Raw genomic sequence first — 21,938 nt, forward strand, 5'->3', positions numbered from 1 at the left:
GGTCAGGGCTGGGAGATGAGCTGGACGCGGATGCCGTTGTCGTACGGGACCACGATCGTCTGGTCGCGGCCGAGTTTCCACTCCGGATTGACCAGGAACAGCCGGCCGCCGGAGGCGAGCAGGAGCCGGAAGCCGCGGTAGCGGTGCGCGAAGCTCGGGTCCTTGCCGGTGGTCTTCAGCCGGATATGGGTGATGCCGGGAGGTACGTCCTGCAGCGGCTCCTTCACGTCGAGGATGACCTCGGCGCGTTTGGGCAGGTCGTGCGCGTCCTGCTCGCCCCGGCCGGTGCCGTAGGCCCACGCGACCGTGGTCGAGGCCCAGAACAGGCCGGCGACGGCCAGGCCCAGCACGCTCAGCACGCCGTTCCTGGCGAGGCGGGGTGACATGAGCGGGCGGCCGCGGTTCTTGCCGTGGATGTGGATCCCGTACGCCACCGTGGCCGGGCCGGACGCCAGCGCGAGCGGCGTCGCGCCGATGACGACGCTGGTGTCGGCGGCCCCGAGGAAGATGCCGATCATCGCGCGGCCGATCAGGAGCAGGCCGACGAGCGTGAAGCCCGCGGCCAGGAAGGTGTTGACGGTGTCGCCGGGGCGGCGGGCGAGCTGCCAGGAGACGGTGGCGTGGACGGCGATGACCAGCAGCGCGCCTAGGCAGATCAGGGCGGCGGGGACGTGCACGACTTCGAGGCCGTCGAGGAGCAGGCTCTGGTTGGACAGGCCGGTCATGTCGAGGGATATGCCGAAGTAGTCGAAGCGGGCGCGGGTTGCCACGTAGCCGAAGTAGATCAGCAGCGCGGTCGCCAGCGTGGTGGGGCCTATGGCCTCGGCGAGTTGCCGCACCCGCGCCGAAACCGCCTCCTGCCCGCTCGGCCCCTCTTGCCCGGGTGCCGCTTCTTGCGCGCCCGCTGCGTCCGGCGCGCTCGCCGTCGCCTGCCGGGGTGCCGTCTCTTGCGCGCTCGCCGTCTCCTGGCCGGGTGCCGTCTCCTGCTCGGGCGCCGTCCTCCGCTCGGGCGGCGGCTCCTGGCCGGTCGCGGATTTGCTCGCGGGCTCGTGCGTGGTGGTCACTCTCCCTCCGGAGCCGTGGTCGTGCCGTCATCCGCCGTATCCGGCCCGTCGTCCTGCGATCCGGAGTCCTCCTGAGAGGTGCCCGAGTCGTCGGTGGAGGCGCCGGTGCCGTCGTCCGGCGACGGCGTCGCGGACTCCTCGGAGGAGGTGCCCGAATCGCCGATGTAGTACGAGAAGTGCGGAACGTTGTTGGATGTCTGGCCGGTCACCTCCACCGGCGCCTCCGCCGTCGGCGGCGGGCCGCCCCAGTCGCGGACCTGGTCGCAGGGCGCGTCCTCGACGTTGACGCACAGGTAGCGGAAGCGGACCACCGCCTGGATGACGTACGGGCGGTCGGAGGCGTCGCCCGTGATGATCGCGCCCGCGAGGCACTGCGAACCGGCCCTCAGCTGGACCCCCTGGCACAAGGGGTCGCCGGTGGGGTCGCAGTGGCCGGGGGCCGATCGGGCCGTGGCGCGGCCGGGGCCCGACTGCACGGTGAAGGAGACGGACTCGATCGTCCCGACGGTGGAGGTCTTGTTGATGATGGTGACGCAACCGTCGTCGCCGGGGGAGCCGTCGAGGTGCACGCCGTTCCAGTGGACGCTGCGGCGGTTGTTGCGCGTTCCCGGGGGCGTGGACCTGTCGCCGGTCGGTTGCCCGTCGGCGTCCTTGCCCTGACCGGTCGAGCCGTCGGGCTCGCCGGTCGCCGAGCTGTCGTCGTCGGGCGCGCCGCTTGCCGTACCGTCGTCGGGTGTATCGCTCGCCGAGCCGTCGGCGTCGGGTGCGTCCGCCGAGCCGTCCGGGGCGTCCGCGGTGGCGTTCGTCCCGGTGCCGGCCACCGGCTCCGCGCCGTTGCCGGTGGCGACGCCGGCCAGCCAGGCGATCCCGAGGACCGCCACGAGGCCGAGGATTCCGGCCATGATGAGCATGCGTGCCCGCGATGGCGTCATGGATCCTCCTGGAGTGCGCCGCCGATCCCTCATCAAGCCCCAGAATCGGCTCCTCCGGCTGGGATCGCATGAGTACCCCCTTACTCAAAGCGACGTTCCCCGGAGGGTGGAGTGACGGTTACCGCCTCCAGCCCTCAGATCGGGTCCCGCTCGGCCCCTGAGGTGATGCCGATCCCTCAGGTCTGGTCCGGCCCGGCGTCTGAGGTGACGCCGAGCTGGTCGAAGGCCGCGCCGACGCTCGGCCACAGCGCGGCCGGGTCGCCCGCCGCGACCTCGTGGCCGGCCTTGTAGCAGGCCAGCGCCACCTGCGGGGCCAGCGCGGCGGTCTCCGCCGAGGCGCCCTGCTGTCGCAGGAGCTCGCCGGCCAGCTCGACGAGGCGCCGCTGTTTGCGGGCCGCGCGGTCGTCCAGTTCGGGGTTCGCCGCGATCAGCCGTTCGCGCAGGACGTAGCGGTCGGTGTCCCGCGTCGCCCATGCGCAGACCGCCGCCACGGTGTCGCGCAGCAGCGCGAGCGCCTCCGGCAGCGACGGCGGACGGTCGAGCCGCAGCTCGCGGTGTCGCCGGGCGATGTTGTCCAGCAGTTCCTCCTCGCCGGCGAAGACGACCTCCTGCTTGTCGCCGAAGTAGCGGAAGAACGTGGTGCGGCCGACCCCGGCCCGGTCGGCGATGTCCGCGACCGTCACGCCGGCGTAGTCGCGTTCGGCGAACAGCTCGTACGCGGCCGCGACGATCTCGTCACGGGCTCGCTGCTGGTTGCGGGCGCGGAGGGTGGATCGGGGCACCGCCTCAGTCTAGTCGTCCTGTACTTCGATCCATTATGGTACGCAGTACCACTTAGGTACTCCATTCCAAGGAGCTGGACATGCGAGCGGTGCAGATCACCGAGTTCGGCGGGCCCGAGGTCGTGGCCGTGCGAGAGGTGCCCGAGCCCCGGCCGGGAGCCGGTCAGGTCCTCATCGACGTGGCGCGATGCGGGGTGAACTTCGCCGACGCGCTCCTGCGCGAGAACCGCTACATCGCCGCCGTCACGCTGCCGCTGATCCCCGGGATCGAGGTCGTCGGCCGGACCGCGGACGGGCGACGGCTGGCCGCGATGATCTCCGACGGCGGGTACGCCGAGAAGGCCGTGGTGGCGGAGGACAGCGCCTTCCCGGTGCCCGACGGGGTGGACGACGTGACCGCCATCGCGCTGCTGGTCCAAGGGCTGACCGCCTGGTGGCTGATCAACCACACCGCGCGGGTGCGGCCGGGGGAGAGCGTGGTCGTCCACGCGGCGGCGGGCGGCGTCGGCTCGCTGGCCGTACAGCTGGCCAAGCTGCGCGGCGCCCGGGTCATCGCCACGGCCGGCACGCCGGACAAGCGCGAATTCGCGCTGTCCCTCGGCGCGGACGCCGCCGTGGACCCCGCGGCGGACGACCTCACCGGGGCATTGCGGGCGGCGAACCACGGCGAACCCGTCGACGTGGTCCTGGAGATGACGGGCGGCCACGTCACCGACCAGAGCCTTGCCGCGCTGGCCCCGTTCGGCAGGCTCGCCTACTACGGGATGGCGGGCGGGGTCGAGCCCGCCCCGGTGTCGCCACGCGACCTGCAGCGCCGTTCGGCCACGGTCAGCGGCTTCTGGCTCATGAACGCCCTCGCGTACCCGGAGATCCTCGGCAAGGCGTACGTGGAGATGTCCGGGCAGGTCGCGGCGGGTGAGCTGCGCGTGGTCCGCGGCGGCGACCACCCGATGTCGGAGGTACGGCGCGTGCACGCGGACCTGCGCGGCCGCCGGACCGTCGGCAAGCTCGTCCTCGACCCGACAAGATAGAACCGGTCGGTTCGATCTCTGTTAGGATCCTGACTTGTGGCGATATTTGTCTTGATCCCCGGTATGTGTCATGGCGGCTGGTGCTTCGACGAGCTCGCCGAGCAGTTGCGGAGCCGGGGGCATCGCGCGTACCCGCTGACCCTGACCGGCATCGCCGAGCGCAGCCACCTGCTGACCGGCGGGGTGAACCTCGACACGCACATCCAGGACGTGACCGGCGTCCTGGCCGCCGAGAACCTCACCGAAGCGATCCTGGTCGGCCACAGCTACGGCGGGATGGTGATCACGGGGGTCGCCGACCGCGCGCCCGAGCGGGTGCGCGACCTGGTCTACCTCGACGCCGTCGTGCCCGGCCACGGGGACTCCTGCTGGAGCCTCGTCACCGATCAGGAGCGGCGATGGTACGTGGACGTGGTGGACAGCGGTTACGCGACCCGGACGCTGCCGTTCTTCGACCCGCGCGCCACGGCCCATCCGATCGCCTCGCTGCTCCAGCCGCTACGACTCACCGGAGACCTCGCGCACGTGCGCCGCAGGGAGTACGTGTACGCGGCGGGGTGGGAGGGGGAGTCGCCGTTCACGTCCGTCTACGAGCGGCTGCGCCACGACCCCGCGTGGACTACGCACGCGGTGGCCAGCGGACACAACCTCATGCGCGACGCACCGCAGGACCTGCTGGAGATCCTGCTCGACGTCGCCTAGCACGTCCACCGGACCGTTCGGCTCGGCCTCGGCGAACGTGCGATGACCAAGCATCGTGCTCGGCCGCTGCTCGAACTCCTCCAAGGAAAGCCGCCGACCGCTGGCCGCCGATCGCCGATCCACCGACGGCCTAACCACCGACGGCCTAACCACCGACGGCCTAACCACCGACCGCCTAACCACCGACCGCCTAACCACCGACGGTCGAACCGCCGAACCGCTGACGGCCGAAGCCCCGGCAGCCGAATCGCCGACCGCAGCTGGGCGCTCCGTGCGCGATCGGCGCCCGGCATCCGCGACTCGGTAATCCGAGGTCGGAGAGTCGAGGTCGGAGAGTCGAGGTCGGAGAGTCCAGGTCAGGGGGTCGAGGTCAGGGAGTCCACGAAGCGCGACATTCCGGCCAGCCATCGGTCAGGGTTCTCGGCCTTGCGGTGGACGAACTCGGCCACCTCCGGGTGCGGGAAGATGTGGAAGCGCTCCGCTTCGAGGCCCTCGACGACCGCGGTGGCCACGTCCGACGGATCGAGGATGGTGCCCGAGGCGGCCACGGCCCTCGCGGTCAGATGGTCCTCCTCCAGCCCCTGCTCCAGCATGCCGGTACGCACGCCCTGCGGGCACAGCACGCTGACCTTGATGCCCCGCGAGCCGTAGTGGATGGCCACCCACTCGGCGAACGCGATCGCCGCCGCCTTCGTCACCGCGTACGGGGCGTCGCCGGGGCAGCTGATCAGGCCCGCGGCGGAGCAGGTGTTCAGCAGGTAGCCGCCGCCTCGGGCGATCATGGAGGGTACGACGGCGCGGGCGGCGTACACGTGGGCCAGCACGTTCACCGCGTACAGGCGGCTCCACTCCTGGTCGGGGGCGTCCAGGCCGTGGCCGCCGATGATGCCGGCGTTGGAGCAGAACAGGTCCACCGGCCCGAACGGGGTCTCGGCCAGGGCGGCCACCTCCGGCTCCGAGGACACGTCCACGCGTACTGCGGTGGCGCGGTCACCGATCTCCTTGGCCACCGCGATCGCCCCGGCCTCGTCGAGGTCCGCGACGGCGACCCCGGCCGCTCCTTCGGCGGCGAACCTGAGCGCCATCGCCCTCCCGATCCCGCCGGCCGCACCCGTGACGACGACAACCTTGTCCCGTACCCGCATCTGCACTCCTTCCGGTCCCGAGCGCGTCCGCCGTGCCGGGCAGGCACCTCCACCGGCCCCGCCCTTGCCGGGAACGACTCCGCCCTTGCGTATCTCGACCGCCTCTGGCCGCTTCGGCCGAAGCCCGACCTCCCAGGCAGAATCCACCCTGACTGCCTCCCGCCGGAACCCCGCCAGAGAAGGCGACCCCACCCTGACCGCCTCCGGTCGGGAACCCCGCCAGAGAGGGTGGCCCCACCCTGAACGCTTCCGGTCGGGAACCCCCGCCCGAGAAGGCGAACCCACCCTGAACGCCTCCCGTCGGAATCCCCGCCCGAGAAGAGGCGGTATGGACGGCGAACCCCAGCAATTAGAGCGTGATTCTACTGCGGCTCAGCGTGATCAGATGAGAGGTTTCTCATCTGGGCTTCAGCGTGGTCTCCTCGAAGGGCGTCAAGGTCAAGGTCATGAAGCATCGGGGAACGTTGGTCCTCTTCGCCTTGGCCGCGGCGATGGCGGGGTTCATGTCGGTGGGGCTGGTGCGCGCGGCCGACAGCGAGCCCGATCTGGGCGAGGCCGTCGTGGTGTCACACACGCCCGCGCCGGGCGAGGCCGGCATGTCGGCCCCCGCGGGGAGCGGCGCCCCCGGGCCGGGCTCCGGCCAGCCGACCCCGGGCGCGAAACCAGGCCTCACCCCGGGCGCGAGACCGGAGCTCACCCCAGGCACGAAACAGGAGCCCACCGCGGGCACGACGCCACCGCCCGCCACGGACACGGCGCCACGGCCGGCCGCCGAGGCCAGGTCCGGGCCGGCCGCCAATGCCGGATCCCAGCCGGCCGCGGACGCAGGATCCCGGCCTGCTGCCGATGCCGGGTCCCAGCCCGCGGCCGGGGTGAGGCCACAGCCCACCACCGGCGTGAAACCGAAGCCCACCGCGAGCGCCAGGCCGAAGGTCGGCACGAGCACCGGCCCGAGACCCGCCAGGGCCACCGGGTCGCGCGACGGCGACGAGGCCGCGGCGCGCGGGACCGCCGTGCGGCCCGCACCGCGCCAGACCAGGGCCGAGCCGGTCAGACCGCCGGCGCCGAGACCAGGTGGTGGTGACGATGACGACGACGGTGGCGGTGGAGATGACGATGACGGCGACGACTGACCAGGCGATCGAATGCGGGTGAGCGCCCGTGCCCGGATCGTGGGCTGGATGCTCGCCGTCGTCGGCCTCGCCCTCGCGGTCTCGATCTTCGCGACCTGGACCATCCTGCTGGCTCGCCTCGACGACCGTACGAACCTCGAGCTCAGCAACGAGGCGGAGAAGCTGCGCCGGTACGCCGCGACCGCGCGCGACCCGGAGACCGGCCGCACGATCACCGACGTAGGAGAGCTGCTCACGGGATACCTGGCGCTCAACGCGCCCGACAGGTGGGAGACGTTCTTCAGCATCGTCGACGGCAAGGCGCACAAGATCACCGCGATCCCGCCACCCGTACGCCTCGACATCGACGACGCGCTGGTCGCGCGGCTGGCCACGGCCGTCAAGCCCGGCGGCGGTGAGATCGAGAGCCCGAAAGGAACGGTCCATTATGCGGTGATCCCGGTGACGGTGAAGCCCGACCCCCGCCCGGGCCACTTCGTCGTGGCGATCCTCTACGATCGCCACCGCGACGAGATCGTGGACGCGGTTCGGGTCCTCGGGCTGTCCGCGCTGGCGGCGCTGGCGTTAGCGGGGGCGGCCGGGTGGTTCGTGGCCGGGCGGGTGCTGGCGCCGGTCCGGCTGATCAGCCAGACGGCCGAGCAGATCAGCGACTCCACCGATCTCACGCGCCGGCTCGACGTGCCGGGCGACGACGACGTGGCCGCGCTGGCCGCGACGTTCAACCACATGCTCGACCGGCTCGAGAACGCCTTCGTCGTGCAGCGGCACTTCATGGACGACGCCGGCCACGAGCTGCGTACGCCGATCACCGTCATCCGCGGCCACCTGGAGCTCATGGGCGACGATCCGCGCGACCGCGCCGAGACGCTCGCCCTGGTCACCGACGAGCTCGACCGGATGAACCGCATCGTCGAAGACCTCCTCACCCTCGCCAGGGCCGAGCAGCCGGGCTTTCTCGACATCCACGACGTCGAGGTGGCCGACCTCACGGTCAGCGTCGTCGCCAAGGCCCGCGCGCTCGGCACCCGGCGCTGGCGGGTCGACGAGGTGGCCGAGGCCCGCGTGCCCGCCGACCGCCAGCGGCTCACGCAGGCGCTCATGCAGCTCGTGGCCAACGCCGTCCGCCACACCACCGACGACGACCTGATCGCCGTCGGCTCCGCCGTCCGCGACGGGTGGGTCGAGCTGTGGGTACGCGACAGCGGCCCCGGGGTTGCGCCCGCCGAGCGCGAGCGGATCTTCGGACGGTTCGTGCGCGGCGCGGGCCGCACCGTGACGTACGAAGGCGCCGGTCTGGGCCTGGCCATCGTCAGATCGATCGCCGAGGCCCACGGCGGCAACGTCAAGGTGACGGAGGCCCAGGGCGGCGGAGCCCGTTTCGTCATGTCCATCCCGCTGTGGGAGCTCTGGAGGCTGGGATGAACCGGATACTGATCGCCGAGGACGAGGCCAGGATCGCGTCGTTCGTGGAGAAGGGGCTGCGGGCCAACGGCTTCGTGACCGCCGTGGTGACGGACGGGGTGGCGGCGTACGACCTGGCCTGCGCGGGCGGGTTCGACCTGCTCATCCTGGACATCGGGCTGCCGCTGAGCGACGGGTTCACGGTGTTGCGGAGGCTGCGGCAGTCCAGGGTGGCCATGCCGGTGATCATCCTGACCGCCCGCGACAGCGTGAGCGACACCGTGGCAGGGCTTGAGGGCGGCGCGGACGACTACATCGCCAAGCCCTTCGCCTTCGAAGAGCTCCTGGCGAGGGTGCGGCTGCGGCTGCGCGTGCGCGCCGACCGCACGCCGGAGGTGACCGTGCTGCGGGTGTCGGATCTGTCGCTGGATCTGCGTACGCGGCGGGCATATGTCGGGGACCGGGCGGTGGATCTGTCGACCAGGGAGTTCGCGCTGGCGGAGATCTTCTGCCGGCATCCCGACCAGGTCCTGACGCGCGAACAGCTCCTCAGCCACGTGTGGGGCTTCGACTTCGACCCCGGCTCCAACGTGGTGGACGTCTACGTACGCTACCTACGCCGCAAGATCGGCGCTGACCGCATCGAGACCGTCCGCGGCACCGGCTACCGCATGAGAGCCGCCTAATCATCACCTCACCCCCGCCTCACCCCGTTCCGAAAAGCTGTTCTCAGCAGCACCGACGGAGGGAGCGCCGTGACAGCCGGCCTGGTAATGGATCTCGCGTCGATCGTCGCCCTGGCCTATGGCCTCTACTATCGGCGACATCATCGACGTGACCTGCTCTTCGCCTACGTGGCACTCAACGTGGGCATCTTCGCGGTGGTCTCGCTCCTGCTCGTCCAGCGCGTCGACGTCGCCGTCGGCTTCGGCCTGTTCGGCGTCCTGTCGATCATCCGCCTCCGCTCCAGCGAGATCACCCAGCAGGAGATCGCCTACTACTTCATCGCCATCGTGCTGGGCCTGGTCAACGGCATCGCGGGCGCGTGGCCGCTGACCGCCCTCCTGCTGGACGGCGTCCTGCTGGTGGTGATGTACGTCGCCGACCACCCGGCCCTGCTCGGCCGTACCCGCCACCAGGTCATCACCCTGGACGTCGTCCACTCGGACCCGGACCTGCTCCGGGTCGACCTGGAGAGCCGCCTGCGGGCACATGTCCTCCACTACGTGGTCACCCAGATCGACTACGTCCGCGACATAACGGTGGTCGACGTCCGCTACGTGGCCCCTCCCCAACGGGCCGGCGTCCGCTGAACCCCGTGAGCCGGAGTCATGCAGAAGGTGGTGGAGGTGTGGTGATGGGTGAGTTGGACGCGGACGTGCTGCTGGCCGGGCTCGCGGCCGAGGTGGCGCCGATCGGGCTCGAGGACGTGCCGGAGCTGATGAGCCGGGTCGATCGCAAATACATCGTGACGGCCGCCACCATGGCGGCACTCGCGGCCGAGCTGGGAGACCGGTTCGCCGTGCTGCGCATCGGGGCAAGACGCCAGTTCCGCTACACATCGACCTACTTCGACACGCCTGACCTGCTCACCTTCCACCAGCACCGGCAGGATCGGCGGCGCAGGTTCAAGCTGCGCACCCGCACCTACCTGGACGGGGGCGGCCGGTGGCTGGAGCTCAAGCTCAACGGCACCCGTGGCAGCACCGACAAACACCGCATCCCGTACGACGACGCGCCGAGCCGGACGCTCACCCGGGAGGCGTTCGACTTCGTGCGCGACACCCTTCTCGCCGAGCTACACCTCATCGCCCCGGAGACGCTGGGGCCGGTGCTGTCCACCGACTACAAGCGGGTGACCTTCATCGACCCCTCGGGCGCGGCCAGGCTCACCTGCGACACGGGCCTGCTCTGCCACGACGGGCGCTCCAGCGCACCGGCACGCCGCGACCTGGTGCTGCTGGAGTCGAAGTCCGCCGACGGGAAGGCGCTGGTGGACAAGGTCCTGCGCGGGCTGGGGGTGCGGCCGGTCACCGTGAGCAAGTACTGCCTGGCCGTCGCGGCCCTCCGGAACCTGCCCGCCAACCGCTGGCACCCGGTGCTGCAGCGCTATCTCGTCCATCGGCCCGAATCGGGTGCCCAACGCCTGGTGTCCAGGGGCTCGGCAGGGTGCTGGGGCCAGGCGGCCGCACGGGGAGGGAGGTGGGCGACGCCTCGGGGAGCACACGCCGGGGGGAGGAGCAGCGGCCTCGGCATCGGCATTCAGGGGTGATTCGGTGTCCACGTTTGGTGCGGTGGGAGGGGGCTGCCGTGCTCGGGTTTGGTTCGGCGGGAGGGGGGCGCTGTGCGACGGTTTGCGTCGGTGGGAGGGGGGATCGCCCCGTGCCGGTTCGTTCGGCGAGAGGGGGGTCGCCGCGTTCGGATCGGTTCGGCGGGCGGGGGGATCGGTGTGTCTCCCTTCGTTGTGACGGCGGCTCGTCGAGGGCGGTGCGGTTTACGGGGTCCAGGCGGGGTCGCGGCCGATGATGCCGAGGAGGCGGTCGAATTGCGGGGCGCTGTCCGGCACGTCTACCGGTGGGCCGAAGGCGCCGCGTTGCCGGCCCATCTCCGCCATCTGGTCGGTGAAGTGGAGTGCCCGCGAGACGGTCTCAGCCTCCGGCTCGTAGTCCTGGCCGGTGGCCCTGGCCAGGTCCCAGCCGTGTACGACCATGTCGACGAGGTACATGTGGGCCAGCGTGGTCATCGGCAGGCCCATGGCGGGGCTGGTGCCCTCCCATGCCTCGGGGCGGGACCAGGCGGCCAGCGTGCGCTCCGCGCGCTCGGGGAAGTCGCCCGCGTACGGTTCCTGCTCGATCCTCTCCCCCTGGCGGCCCAGCGACTCGAACAGGTCCGCCACCCACTCGAGGTGGTTGATCAGGTCCTTGACGTCGAACTTCGCGCAGGGCGTACGGGAATCGAACTGCTCGGGCCGCACCGCGCGGACCAATCCGGCGGTCCGTTCGGTGGCGCGCGTCATCAGCGGCATCATGTCGTCCATGGCAGCCATGATGCCCCGCCCGCCCCAGGCGCGGCTTGTAGAAACGCGACAGCGCGGCTGGGTCGACCCGTACGCGGGGCTCGACGCCTTCGATTTCTTCAGACAGGCGCCATCAGCGGAGATTGCGGCGTTTGTGGAGCACTTCTGGGTCGTCACGTGGACCGACCTCGCCGAGCCGTACGAACAGCGCATCGTCTCGCACCCCACCGTGAACATGACGATCACCACGGACTTCCACCAGTTCGCGGGAGTGATCAAGGGCGGGTTCTCGTACACGATGCGGGGCAGCGGCCGCGTGCTCGGCACGCGCTTCCGCCCGGGCGGGTTCCGGCCGTTCCTCGGCGGTCCGGTGTCGCAGTGGACCGACCGTTTCGTGGAGATCGGCGAGATGTACGGCGCGGCGGGCGTCTCGCTGGTCGAGCAGGTTCTGGCCGAGCCCGATGCCCGGGCCGCCATCGGGCTGGTCGAGAGGTTCCTGCTGAGTCTGGGGCCGGAGCGGGATCCGCTGGCCGAAGAGGTGGCGGCGCTGGTGGAGATGGCCGAGAACGAGGTCTCCCTGACCAGGGTCGATGAGCTGGCCGCCAGATCGGGACGGTCGGTGCGCTCGTTGCAGCGGCTGTTCCGGGACTATGTCGGCATCGGCCCCAAATGGGTGATCCGCCGCTTCCGGCTGCACGAGGCGGCGGAGCGGGTGTACGAAGGGCTGGACCTCGCGACGTTGGCCGTCGAACTCGGCTATACGGACCAGGCTCACTTGACCCGCGACTTCACCGCCGCGGTCGGGATGCCACCCGCGGCCTACGCCCGCCGCAGAGGATAGGCGCGGGCGTATAAGCGATTAGCTGATGAGGTGATTTGCTGGGGATCGGGTGGATTTCTGGTAATTGTGGGTTTCTGCGCATTCGAGTGTTTCGGAGAGCAGCCGTCGTACCGTTTCATCGAGCGAGCTGTTCTGATCGATGACGGTTTCGTAGCCGCCGGGCAGCAGGTCCCGCTCGATGTACCATTCGCGCATCATGTCCGGGCCGAACTCCGCGCTCTGCGGGCGGGTGGCATGGCGGCGGAGCGTTTCCTCGAAGGGGATGTCGAGGTAGAAGAAGCTGCTGCGGCCGGGGAAGTCCTCGCGCAGGGACTGGAGCATCGGGGCGTACCTGCCGGCCGTGAGGATGCCCTCGAGGATGACGTGGTGGCCGTGGTCGAGCGCGTAGCGGGTGACGGTGTCGATGAGGCCGATGTTGACGCCGTCCGGGACGTCGAGCTCGCGGAGGATGTCGCGGCGCAGCACGTCCTGGCTCACCACCGCGAGGCCGCGCCTGCCGTACGCCTTGCGGAGGGCTCGGGCGACGCTCGTCTTGCCCGAGCCGGAGTTGCCGCGCAGGACGATCAATTGTGTGAGCATCGCGGCCAGCGTAGCCGCTGCTCACGGGTTCGTGCCGCGAATCTGATGGGTACGGTCGTCATATGCTTGAGCGCATTCACGAGATATCGGGAGTCTTGCTAAGTGCGGACGGATATCTTGACGATTTCTGGCCGAATTTCCGGAACATTGATGACGTGCTCTGGAAACTCCAGCGTATTCAGCGCTTCGAGGCCGGGGAGCCGAGCTGGCTCGCGATGATGGACTGCGACTGGGAACGCTCGCTCAAGCTGGTCGACGACACGGGTGACGGGGGCCGGGGCAGGGTCTACCCCTGCCGGCGGATCCGGATCGTCGAGCAACCCGTCACCCCGTACCTGCAGTGGGAGATGCACGTGCTGGCGCTGCGGGTGGATGTGGCCGAGCAGGTGCGGGTGCTCGACGCGGCGGAGGTGTCCGACCTCGAGATCGACCGGCGCCTGCCGGAGCTCGTCGTGCTGGGGTCGTCCGTCATGTACGAGGTGACGTACGACGCCTGCGGGACCCACAGCGGCGCGAGGCGGATCGACGACCCTGATGTGATCGCGGCGTGCCGGGGCGAGCTCGACAAGCTGTTCGCGGCCGGGGAGGACTTCCGGGCCTATTACGAGCGGGAGATCGTGACGATGCCGGCTCCCCGGGCGACGACCGTCTGAAGCCACCGCCCCTGGAAAACGACCGTCTGAAGCCGGCTGCGGATATCGACCGTCTGAAGGCGCCGCCCCGGGATAACGACCGTCTGAAGCCGTGGCCTCCGAATAACGACCGTCTGAAGCCGCCCCAGGTGACGACCGCCTGAAGCCGTGGCAGCGGGAGCCCGGCAGGCCGGCGGTGTCGGCGTCACAGGGGGAGGCCGCCGGTGGCGGAGTTGGTGGAGCCGGTGGCCCGGTAGGCGGCGATGGTGCGCTCGGCGATGCGCATCTGGTGGATCTCGTCGGCGCCGTCGGCGAAGCGGGCCCAGCGGGCGTGCTGGAACATGCCGGCCAGCGGCGTGTCCGTCGAGTAGCCCAGCGCGCCATGCACCTGGATCGCCCGGTCCACGATCCGGTTGAGGCTGTTGGCCACGAAGTGCTTGGCCATCGACACCTCCGTACGGAAGTCCTCACCCTTGTCGATCTTGGATGCGGCGTGCAGGACCATCAGCTTGCACTGGTACAGCTCCATGGCCGAGTCGGCGATCATCCACTGGATGCCCTGCTTCTCGGCCAGCAGCGAGCCGTGGCTGTAGCGGTTGAGCGCGCGCTCGACCATCATGTCCAGGGCCGTCTCCGCCTGGGAGATCCAGCGCATGCAGTGGGCGAGCCGGGCCGGGCCCAGGCGGTACTGGCCGAGGCGGTGGCCGTTGCCGCGACCGCCCAGGATCTGGCCGTCGGGCACGCGGAGATCGGTGATGACGATCTCGCTGTGGCCCGTGGAGCCGTGCATCGTCTCGACCTCGCGCACGTCGTTCCAGCCCGGGTCGGGGAGGTCGACGAGGAAGGCGGTGTTCGCGCCGCGCGAGCCCTCGGGCACGTTCGGCTCCGTCCGCGCGATGAGGATCGCGAAGTTGGCCCGGCGCGCGTTGGAGATGAACCATTTGTGGCCGTTGATCAGCCACTCGTCCCCGTCCCGGACGGCCGTGGTGCGGATCAGGGTGGGGTCGGAGCCCGCCACCTCCGGCTCCGTCATGGCGAAGCAGGACATCTGCGTGCCTTCCAGCAGCGGCCGCAGGTACTTCTCCTTCTGCTCGTCCGTCGCCCAGTGCAGGAGGGTGTGCATGTTGCCCTCGTCCGGGGCCATGCAGTTGAGCACCCACGGCCCGACGCGGGTCTTGGCCGCCTCCGACTGCACCATGGCCAGCTCGACGTGGCCCAGCCCCATGCCGCCCCACTCCTTCGGCATGTGCGGCAGCCACAGCCCCTCGGCCTTGGCCTGGGAGCGGAGCCGGAAGATCGTACGGAGGTAGGCGTCCCGGTCGGACTCCTTCACCTCCTCCATGGCGGGAATGACGGTCCCCTGGATGAAGGCGCGGACCCGCTTGCGGATCTCCTCGTGCTCGGGAGCGAGGGTGAAGTCGATGGCCATACCCGCCACCGTGTCACGGCCGGCGGAGCGGCGTGAAGGCCCAGGACATGCGCGGTTCCACGGCCCAGTGGAAGAGCTTGCGCACCGGCGGCGTGCAGAGCAGGGTGGCGGCGGCCACGCCGAGCAGGATCGACAAAGGCACGCCCAGCTCGAACCGCTCGGCGACCTTGACCACGAACCCGTGGAGCAGGTACGCGTACATGGTGGCCGAGCCCAGATCGCTGAACCACGTGTGCCGCGCCGGGGTCACCGCCAGAAACGCCGCCACCAGCACCGCCCCGGCCACCAGCAGCCCCAGCCGCACGGCCGTGCCGGTGAGGTCGTCCACGTGCAGCGCCGAGTTGGACAGCCGCCATCTGATCCACTCCGTCGGCACCTGGTCGTGCACGAGCAGCGCCGCCGCCAGCCCCAGCCCGAGCGTCAGGAAGCCGGTCAGCCGCATGTACGGCCTGCGCAGCCACGCGAAGTGCTCCGGCTTGAGCATCAGCCCGAGCACGTAGAACGGCAGCAGCGCGAACGTCCGGTTCATGGCCAGCTCGTCGGGCAGCGCGCTCATCCCGGTCAGCAGCGACAGCACGACCGCGACCGCCAGCGGCCACCTGAGCTGCTGCCACACAGGCGTCGACAGCCGCCACAGGAACAACGACAGCAGGAACCAGGTCAGGTAGTACGGATCCAGCAGGGTCAGCTCGAACTTCCCGTACAGGATCAGCCGCGGCAGCGAGTACGCCACCTCGAAGATCAGGTACGGCACCGCCAGCGTGGAGATGAGCTTGCGCGCCTTCCCCGCCGAGAACGTGAACCGGCGCGACAGATAGCCGCTCAGCACGATGAACAGCGGCATGTGGAAGACGTAGACGTAGAAGTAGAGCGCGTGGGCGATGGGGTGGTCCCGCTGGTCCTCGATGAGGTGACCGCACACCACGAGCAGGATGGCCAGGTATTTGGCGTTGTCGAAGAACGGGTCCCTGGCGGTCACGGACCGGGTGTCCACAGTGGCGGGAGAGGTCACAGATCACGCACCCTAGCCACCGAACGCGTAACCGCCAGGAAACGCCGAGTGAGGGCTTACCGAAGGGCCGGTGTCGTTTCGCGTACCGTGTCCGCCAGCGCGGCCGCGGTGGCGGCGTCGAGCCTGCCGTCCACCACCGCCGTCACGACCCGCCTGGTCAGCGTGTCCTCGACGACGAGCGGCCGGTCCCAGGCCAGCGCCTGCCCGACCCCCGGATAGTGCTCGACCCGCACGAACCACGGGTCGCCGTCCGACTGCACGAAGACGAGCGTCCAGTCCCGCCCCTCCGGCGTGGTGCCGGACAGGGCGACCCAGGGGTCGCGGCTGCCGTGCACGGCCTCCTCGTCCCCGGGGAGCGCGATCCGGGCGGTGGAGGTGCCGGGGGCGCGCCAGAAGAAGCCGCCGTACCCGGCGCCCACGCGCCCCTTGGTGGCCGAGCTCCGGACCTCCAGCGGCGCGCCCGTGAGGTTGGTGAGCGTGAACGCGAAGTCCAGCGCCCAGAAGTCCCCGAACGGCCGGGCCGTCACGGTCCGCTCCTCGCGCGCCACCGGCCGCCCGCCGGGCCCCGCCCACTCCAGGTGCTCGACGAAGCCTGAGTCGTCGAGCCGGGAGAACGACAGGTGCCGCTGCGTGCCGTGATCGTCCAGCCAGGCGGGCCCCTGGTCCTTGACGTACGTGCGGCCGCCCCAGAAGTTCGCCCCGCCCAGGTCGGAGATCGCCACCCCGGCCCCGAGGTGGTGCACGTGGTCCTCGGGACGCACCTCGGTGACCTCGACCCCGCCCAGCGTCCGCACCCCGTGGAGGTAGGGCCGCGGGGAGTCGGTGGCCGGCAGGTCGGGCCGCAGCTCGTACGAGGCCACCGCCCGCCCGGAGGCCAGCAGCTCCACCCGGGTCCACGGGACGTCCAGCTCCGAGTAGAGCGACAGCGTCTCGGCGCTGCGGGCTGTCAGGTCGGCGACGCCCGGCAGGAACCGGTGCGTGACCTCGCCCGAGGCGGCGTCCCGCTCGACGTCCTGGTAGCGCTCCGGGATCGGCAGCGGCTCGGGAGCCAGCCGCACCGCGTCCAGCACCTGCGTGAACGTCTCCGTGGCGGACAGCGGCACCATCAGCTCGGCGCCCGTGCGGACATGGTCGATGAGGTTCTCCAGCAGGTCGGTGCGCTCGTACGCGGTCGTCGTGACCGTGCCGTCCGGCAGCTCGACCTTGAGCCGGTCCTGCGTGTAGACGAGCGTGGCGCGGCCCGCGTCGCCGTGCACGACCAGGTACGGCTCGCTCCGGCCGGTCGCGCAGAGCGTCACCGCGATCGTGATCACGAAGCCGTCGTCGAGTCGGATCCGCAGGCAGGACGTGTCGTCCGACTCGATCGGATGGGCGTGGTAGAGCTCGGCCTCGATCTCCGCGACAGGGCCGTCCACCAGGGCGAGGGCGGTCGCGACGGCGTGCGCGAACGGGTTCGTCAGCGCGCCGTCCACCACGTCCACGCCGTCGAGCCGGCGCTTGCCCGACCAGGCCGACCGGGTGAAGTAGGTCGAGGGCCGCTCCCAGGCGCCCGCGCCGCCGATGCCGCGTACGCGCCCGATGGTGCCGTCGGCGATCAGCGAGCGCAGCGCGGGGACCGCCGCCGAGCCCAGCGACTGGAAGCCGACCTGGCAGGCCAGCCCCGTCTCCGCCACCGCCGCGGCGATCCGGGCGTGCGCGGAGGGACTCGCCGCGGGCGGCTTCTCCAGCAGCACGTGGGATCCCGCGTGCAGGGCGGTCACCGCGAGGTCGGCGTGCGTGTGGATCGGCGTGCAGATGACCGTGATCTCCGCGCCGGTCTTCGCGAGGAGCTCGCCCAGGTCGGGCGACTGCAGCGGCGAGCCGAAGTCCACTTCGACGGGCACCACGTCGCAGATCCCGGCCAGCTCGATCAGCCCCTGGTCGGTCAGCCTGCGCAGATTGCCCAGATGGTGCCGCCCATGGCCGTGCGCACCAGCGAGTACCACCTTCATCGCGACCACCTCAGTCCGAGCCCCGCGTGCGCGCCAGCCCGCAGGACCCCGTCGGAAATCTGCACCGGGTACGGCTCCGCCAGCAGCCCGAGGGCCGCGAACGACGCGTCCTCCACGTCCTCCGCCATGACCGGCAGCGGCAGGGACAGCGCGAGCTGCCCGGACACCTCGCTCAGCAGATGCGGATAGACCGGCACGTCGTACGTCCTGGCCAGCTCCACGATGCGCAGGAACGGCGTGATCCCGCCGACCCGCACCACGTTCGGCTGGACGATGTCACACGCCCCGGCCGCGAGCAGGTCGCGGAAGCCGTAGGTGGTGTAGACGTTCTCCCCGACCGCCACCGGCACGTCGGTGGAGCGCCGCAGCTCCACGTGCGCGGCCACGTCGTCGGCGGGCAGCGGCTCCTCGATCCAGTGCAGCCCGAACTCCCGCAACGCGGAAAGAGCCCGCCTGGCCCGGTGCAGGTCCCACCGCTGGTTGGCGTCGATCATCAGCAGCCGGTCGGGCCCGATCACCTCGCGGACGGCGGCCACCCTGGCCACGTCCTCCGCCAGGTCGGGCCGGCCCACCTTGATCTTGACGCCCCGGTACCCGGCCGCCACCCAGCGCCGCGCCTGCTCCACCAGCTCCTCCAGCGGGTAGTGCAGGTTGACGCCGCTGCCGTAGACCGGGACCTCGTCGCGCCGCCGGCCCAGCACGTCGGTCAGGCCGCTGTCACCGCAGCGCAGGTCCCACAACGCCAGGTCGATCCCGGCCAGCGCGATCGTGGTGATCCCGCCGGGACCCGCCTCGCGCAGGTGCCGCCACAGCCGGTCCCACACCACCTCGGGGTGCGCGGGCAGCCCGATCAGCGCCTCGCGCAGGTCGTGGTCGAGCAGCGCCTGTACGGCGTGCGCCCCGATCTGCGGCGTCCACGAGAACCCGGTGCCGGTCCGCCCGTCCTTTAGCGTGACCTCGCACACGACCACGTGGTTGGCCGGCACGTCCGCACCCCAGGGGCGCGGCAGCGGGGCCGTCCGCAGCGAGGTACGCAGGTCGGCGATCGTCATGACGCGGCCAGCTCCAGCCCCGTCTTGATCAGCGCCTCCAGCTCCTCCAGGTGCTCGTCGGTCGGCTCGACCAGCGGCGGGCGGACGGCGCCCACGTCCAGGCCGCGCAGCCGTACCCCGGCCTTGACCAGGGCGACCGGGTAGCCGGGGACCTTGCCGCGCAGCCGTACGAGCGGGGCGTAGAAGCCGGTGAGCAGCCGCTCGTCACCGTTCAGATAGGCCAGCGCGATCTCCGGCGCGAACGCGAACACCGCGCTGGAGTACAGCTCCACGCCGATGCCCCGGTAGGCGGGCATGGTCAGCTCGGCCGTCGGCAGCCCGTTGAAGAACAGGAAGTCCGGGTACGCCTCCCGCACCGCCAGCACGATCCGCTGCATCCGGTCGATGTCGCCGACGCCGTCCTTGAGCCCGATCACCCCGGGGATCCCGGCCAGCTCCACCACTGCCTCCGGCTCCAGCACCACGGAGCCCCGCTGGTAGACGATCACCGGCAGCTCCGCGGCCACCGCCGCCACGTAGGCGGCGAAGCCGTGCCCCGGCCCCTGGGCCAGGTACGGCGGCATGAGCAGCAGCCCGTCGGCGCCCGCCTCGCGCGCGGCCCGCGCCTGGTTCAGCGCCGTGCCGAGCGGGCCGCCCGCGCCCGCGAACACCGGCACCCGCCCGCCCACGACCTCGGCCGCCACCCGCACCGCCCGCGCGTGCTCGGCCTCCGACAGCGCCGAGAACTCGCCGGTGCCGCACGCCACGAACACGCCGCCGGGACCGTGCTCCATGCCCTGCCGGATGTGCTCGGCCAGCACCTCCTCGGCGAGCCGGCCGTCGGCGTCGAAGGGTGTCACGGGGAAGAACAGCACACCGCTCAGGTCCATGTGAGTTGTGGCGCGAAGAGCCGGTCCATCAGGACCGGTGAAGCGCCACCCTCCTTTCGAAAACAGTATGGAAACACTTGATAACAATCGGTAATATTCGCGATGGACGGGACCCCAGTGACGGGAGGTGCGCGATGGCGATCCGCCGCTCGGCCGTCAAGCGGCAAGGTCTGCCGTCGGTGGTTCAACTGCGGCTCTCGCCCACCCCCGATCAGGCCGACGCCCTCAAGGCAGCGGTGGAGACGTGCAACCAGGCGGCCACCTTCGTCTCTCGGCTGGCCTGGCAACATCGGATCTTCGCCGTGCTGGAACTGCACCGGCTGGCTTACCATGCGGCACGCGTCCACCTTCCCGGGCTGGGTGCGCAGGCAGCGGTGCGGGCGATTGCCCGGGTCGCCGGCACCTATGCCAACCGACGCGCCAGCAAGAAGCGAGCTCACATTTTCCGGCCGCACGGCGCCGTTCCCTATGACGCACGTCTGATGACCTGGAACCGGGATGCCCGCATCGTGTCGCTGTGGACTCCCACCGGCCGCTTGCACGTCCCCTACGCGGGCCGGCCGGAAGACCTGAAGGCTGTCGACACGCTGCCGCGCGGGGAGGCCGACCTGATCTTTCGGCGCGGCGTTTGGCTGCTGCAGGTGAGTGTCACCCTGCCCCGACCCATCGTCCAGGAACCGGTCAACGGCTTCCTGGGGGTGGATCAAGGGGTGGCGAACCTGGCGGTCACCTCTGATGGTGCGGTGCTGCCCGGCCCTGCTTTGGCTGGTCCGATCACCGACAATGGCCATGTCCGCACGCTGCGGGAGCGGCGGCATCGGCAACGCCGACGGTTGCAGAGGAAGGGCACGAGTTCGGCGCGGCGGGTGCTGCGTCGCGTGGCCGGGCGTGAGCACCGGATGATGACCGACCTCAACCACCAGCTCTCGACACACGTGGTGCGCGAAGCCGAACGCACCGGCCGCGGGATCGCCCTGGAGGATCTCCGGGGTATCCGCGGGCGGGTAAGGGCTCATCGGTTCCAGCGGCGCACCCTGCACGGCTGGGCGTTCGCCCAGCTGATCGCGTTCACCCGTTACAAGGCCGCGCGGGCCGGGATCGCCTTCCTCCTGGTCGACCCCGCCTACACCTCGCAGGCCTGTCCGCGGTGCGGGTGCGTCGCCAAAGCGAATCGGCCCGCGCGGGGCCGGTTCGTCTGCACCGGGTGTGGCCTCGCTGGGCACGCCGATCACATCGCGGCCCGCAACGTCGCCGCACGCGGCGCGGCGGGCTGGGCTGCTGTCAACCAGCCACACGCTATCGGCCTCCCTTCAGCCAGACGGGACCGTGAGAGCAAACCACCGGCGTCAGCCGGCGGTAGTTGACTCAGCTTCCTTCAGTTCGGTGCGCCAGCTCCGCTTGGGCTGCCAGCCGAGCAGGCGCTCTGCCTTGGTGATCGAGAAGGCGGGGGTGGTGCCGGTGAGACCGGCGGCGAACGGTTCGGTGCCGGGCACGACCTGGGGCAGCAGGTCGGCGAGCGGCTTGCGGGCCAGCGCGTCCGCGGCCCCGGCGAAGAACACCTCGCCGTTGGGAAGCTCGGGCAGCGCCCCCGCCAGCACCGTGATCATGTCGGCGCAGTCGCGGGCGTCGATGTAGTTGAACAGCGAGACCCCGCCCAGCTCCGGCCGGTCGAGGCGCTCGCGCACCGTGTGGCCCGACTGGGTGGGCGCGCCCGCCCACTCCTCGGGCGGGATGACGAAGCACGGCCTGATCGCGGCCATCCTGGTCGTCCCGGCCAGCGCGAACGCCTTCATGGTCTGCTCTGCCGTGACCTTGGACAGGTTGTACGCGTTCCACGGGCGCACCGGGTGCTCCTCGTCGATCGGCAGGTACGCGGGCGCCCAGCCGCCGGGGGCGCCGTACCCGATGACGGTGGGGCTGCTGGCCACCACCACGCCGCGCACGCCCAGCGCGACGGAAGCCTCGCAGACGTTGAACGCGAGCTGGGTGTTGACCTTGAAGATCACCGATTCCGGGAGGCTGAACGGGGTCGCGATCGCGGCCAGATGGATCACGGTCTCGGGCCGGAACCGGGCGATGACCTCGAAGGTCTCGCCCGTGTCCGTGAGATCGGCCGGTAAGGCCATCGCGGCCTCGGATGGCGTGCCGGGCGTTCGGTCGACGCCGATGACCTCGTGCCCGGCCGCCGCGAGCGTGGTGACCACGCTACGGCCGAGGCGTCCTGCGCTTCCGGTGACGAGGACTCTGCTCACCGTGAGGGCTCCTTCAAGACTGCAAACAGTTGCACTAAACCTTTGTGTCCTCAGGGCGAGGTCGTCAAGGGGTGA

Annotated in this window: 22 protein-coding genes; 9 read left to right on the top strand and 13 right to left on the bottom strand. The window is 70.8% G+C overall.

Translation table 11 applies throughout. The features are described 5' to 3' along the window. Positions 1-2: 2 nt before the first annotated feature. From ACWDX9_RS05030 to ACWDX9_RS05040, 3 genes are all read right to left on the bottom strand, one after another. Positions 3-1,064, bottom strand: a complete 1,062-nt coding sequence (locus tag ACWDX9_RS05030; RefSeq protein WP_449949222.1) for a hypothetical protein — start codon at positions 1,062-1,064, stop codon at positions 3-5. Continuing rightward, on the bottom strand, positions 1,061-1,996 hold the full coding sequence (locus tag ACWDX9_RS05035) for a hypothetical protein (protein ID WP_449949224.1): 936 nt from the start codon (positions 1,994-1,996) through the stop codon (positions 1,061-1,063). Before ACWDX9_RS05035 ends, ACWDX9_RS05030 begins: the two co-directional genes overlap by 4 nt. Before the next feature lie 176 nt (positions 1,997-2,172). Then, a complete protein-coding gene (locus tag ACWDX9_RS05040) occupies positions 2,173-2,778 on the bottom strand; it encodes a TetR/AcrR family transcriptional regulator (RefSeq protein ID WP_449949227.1) in 606 nt (201 codons plus the stop codon). Between the two features lie 80 nt (positions 2,779-2,858). Here ACWDX9_RS05040 and ACWDX9_RS05045 point away from each other — a divergent pair, with 80 nt between their 5' ends. Both ACWDX9_RS05045 and ACWDX9_RS05050 read left to right on the top strand, forming a co-directional pair. Then, complete coding sequence (locus ACWDX9_RS05045) at positions 2,859-3,809, top strand: quinone oxidoreductase family protein (RefSeq protein WP_449949230.1); 951 nt, start codon at positions 2,859-2,861, stop codon at positions 3,807-3,809. Positions 3,810-3,845: 36 nt separating this feature from the next. Then, positions 3,846-4,511 (top strand): alpha/beta fold hydrolase, encoded by a 666-nt coding sequence (locus tag ACWDX9_RS05050; protein ID WP_449949233.1) that lies wholly within the window; start codon positions 3,846-3,848, stop codon positions 4,509-4,511. A 356-nt stretch (positions 4,512-4,867) separates the two neighbouring features. Here ACWDX9_RS05050 and ACWDX9_RS05055 read toward each other — a convergent pair whose 3' ends face one another. Next, positions 4,868-5,656, bottom strand: a complete 789-nt coding sequence (locus ACWDX9_RS05055; protein ID WP_449949236.1) for an SDR family oxidoreductase — start codon at positions 5,654-5,656, stop codon at positions 4,868-4,870. A gap of 397 nt (positions 5,657-6,053) precedes the next feature. Further along, a complete protein-coding gene (locus ACWDX9_RS05060; protein WP_449949238.1) occupies positions 6,054-6,626 on the bottom strand; it encodes a hypothetical protein in 573 nt (190 codons plus the stop codon). A 181-nt stretch (positions 6,627-6,807) separates the two neighbouring features. Between ACWDX9_RS05060 and ACWDX9_RS05065 the strand changes: the two genes are divergently transcribed. The 4 genes from ACWDX9_RS05065 to ACWDX9_RS05080 all read left to right on the top strand — a co-directional run bounded on the left by ACWDX9_RS05065 (position 6,808) and on the right by ACWDX9_RS05080 (position 10,462). After that, positions 6,808-8,211, top strand: coding sequence for a sensor histidine kinase (locus tag ACWDX9_RS05065; protein WP_449949241.1), 1,404 nt, complete (start codon positions 6,808-6,810; stop codon positions 8,209-8,211). Beyond that, the gene (locus tag ACWDX9_RS05070) at positions 8,208-8,876 is read left to right on the top strand and encodes a response regulator transcription factor (RefSeq protein WP_350728600.1); all 669 of its coding nucleotides are present in this window, start codon (positions 8,208-8,210) and stop codon (positions 8,874-8,876) included. Before ACWDX9_RS05065 ends, ACWDX9_RS05070 begins: the two co-directional genes overlap by 4 nt. A gap of 69 nt (positions 8,877-8,945) precedes the next feature. Continuing rightward, positions 8,946-9,503: a DUF4956 domain-containing protein gene (locus ACWDX9_RS05075; protein WP_397373454.1), complete on the top strand. Its 558-nt coding sequence runs from the start codon at positions 8,946-8,948 to the stop codon at positions 9,501-9,503. 44 nt (positions 9,504-9,547) lie between these two features. After that, positions 9,548-10,462 carry a polyphosphate polymerase domain-containing protein gene (locus ACWDX9_RS05080; protein WP_449949245.1) on the top strand — a complete coding sequence of 305 codons (915 nt, stop codon included), beginning with the start codon at positions 9,548-9,550 and terminating at the stop codon, positions 10,460-10,462. 222 nt (positions 10,463-10,684) lie between these two features. Here the strand turns inward: ACWDX9_RS05080 and ACWDX9_RS05085 are convergent, their stop codons facing one another. Beyond that, positions 10,685-11,227, bottom strand: a complete 543-nt coding sequence (locus ACWDX9_RS05085; protein WP_449949248.1) for a TIGR03086 family metal-binding protein — start codon at positions 11,225-11,227, stop codon at positions 10,685-10,687. On the opposite strand from ACWDX9_RS05085, the gene ACWDX9_RS05090 reads away from it, so the two are divergent. Continuing rightward, positions 11,226-12,047 carry an AraC family transcriptional regulator gene (locus ACWDX9_RS05090; RefSeq protein WP_449949250.1) on the top strand — a complete coding sequence of 274 codons (822 nt, stop codon included), beginning with the start codon at positions 11,226-11,228 and terminating at the stop codon, positions 12,045-12,047. The two genes, ACWDX9_RS05085 and ACWDX9_RS05090, sit on opposite strands and share 2 nt — an antisense overlap. Positions 12,048-12,065: 18 nt before the next feature. Here ACWDX9_RS05090 and ACWDX9_RS05095 read toward each other — a convergent pair whose 3' ends face one another. Further along, positions 12,066-12,626, bottom strand: a complete 561-nt coding sequence (locus tag ACWDX9_RS05095; protein WP_449949252.1) for a kinase — start codon at positions 12,624-12,626, stop codon at positions 12,066-12,068. A 62-nt stretch (positions 12,627-12,688) separates the two neighbouring features. Here ACWDX9_RS05095 and ACWDX9_RS05100 point away from each other — a divergent pair, with 62 nt between their 5' ends. After that, positions 12,689-13,279: a DUF6879 family protein gene (locus ACWDX9_RS05100; RefSeq protein WP_449949255.1), complete on the top strand. Its 591-nt coding sequence runs from the start codon at positions 12,689-12,691 to the stop codon at positions 13,277-13,279. Between the two features lie 184 nt (positions 13,280-13,463). Here the strand turns inward: ACWDX9_RS05100 and ACWDX9_RS05105 are convergent, their stop codons facing one another. From ACWDX9_RS05105 to ACWDX9_RS05125, 5 genes are read right to left on the bottom strand one after another with little or no spacing between them, the layout of a single operon-like run. Then, on the bottom strand, positions 13,464-14,687 hold the full coding sequence (locus ACWDX9_RS05105; RefSeq protein ID WP_449949258.1) for an acyl-CoA dehydrogenase family protein: 1,224 nt from the start codon (positions 14,685-14,687) through the stop codon (positions 13,464-13,466). 13 nt (positions 14,688-14,700) lie between these two features. Further along, entirely contained in the window at positions 14,701-15,699 is a 999-nt protein-coding gene (locus tag ACWDX9_RS05110; protein ID WP_449949261.1) for an acyltransferase family protein, read from the bottom strand. Between the two features lie 56 nt (positions 15,700-15,755). Next, positions 15,756-17,690 carry a DUF6807 family protein gene (locus ACWDX9_RS05115; protein WP_449949264.1) on the bottom strand — a complete coding sequence of 645 codons (1,935 nt, stop codon included), beginning with the start codon at positions 17,688-17,690 and terminating at the stop codon, positions 15,756-15,758. Continuing rightward, positions 17,687-18,742: a mandelate racemase/muconate lactonizing enzyme family protein gene (locus ACWDX9_RS05120; protein WP_449949267.1), complete on the bottom strand. Its 1,056-nt coding sequence runs from the start codon at positions 18,740-18,742 to the stop codon at positions 17,687-17,689. Before ACWDX9_RS05120 ends, ACWDX9_RS05115 begins: the two co-directional genes overlap by 4 nt. Then, the gene (locus tag ACWDX9_RS05125; protein ID WP_449949269.1) at positions 18,739-19,611 is read right to left on the bottom strand and encodes a 5-dehydro-4-deoxyglucarate dehydratase; all 873 of its coding nucleotides are present in this window, start codon (positions 19,609-19,611) and stop codon (positions 18,739-18,741) included. Before ACWDX9_RS05125 ends, ACWDX9_RS05120 begins: the two co-directional genes overlap by 4 nt. A 134-nt stretch (positions 19,612-19,745) precedes the next feature. Here ACWDX9_RS05125 and ACWDX9_RS05130 point away from each other — a divergent pair, with 134 nt between their 5' ends. Continuing rightward, entirely contained in the window at positions 19,746-20,975 is a 1,230-nt protein-coding gene (locus ACWDX9_RS05130) for an RNA-guided endonuclease InsQ/TnpB family protein (RefSeq protein WP_449949271.1), read from the top strand. Here ACWDX9_RS05130 and ACWDX9_RS05135 read toward each other — a convergent pair. Further along, the gene (locus ACWDX9_RS05135; protein WP_449949273.1) at positions 20,958-21,863 is read right to left on the bottom strand and encodes an NAD-dependent epimerase/dehydratase family protein; all 906 of its coding nucleotides are present in this window, start codon (positions 21,861-21,863) and stop codon (positions 20,958-20,960) included. The genes ACWDX9_RS05130 and ACWDX9_RS05135 overlap by 18 nt on opposite strands. Positions 21,864-21,938: the final 75 nt, after the last annotated feature.

It is taken from the genome of Nonomuraea sp. NPDC003201, assembly GCF_053590415.1.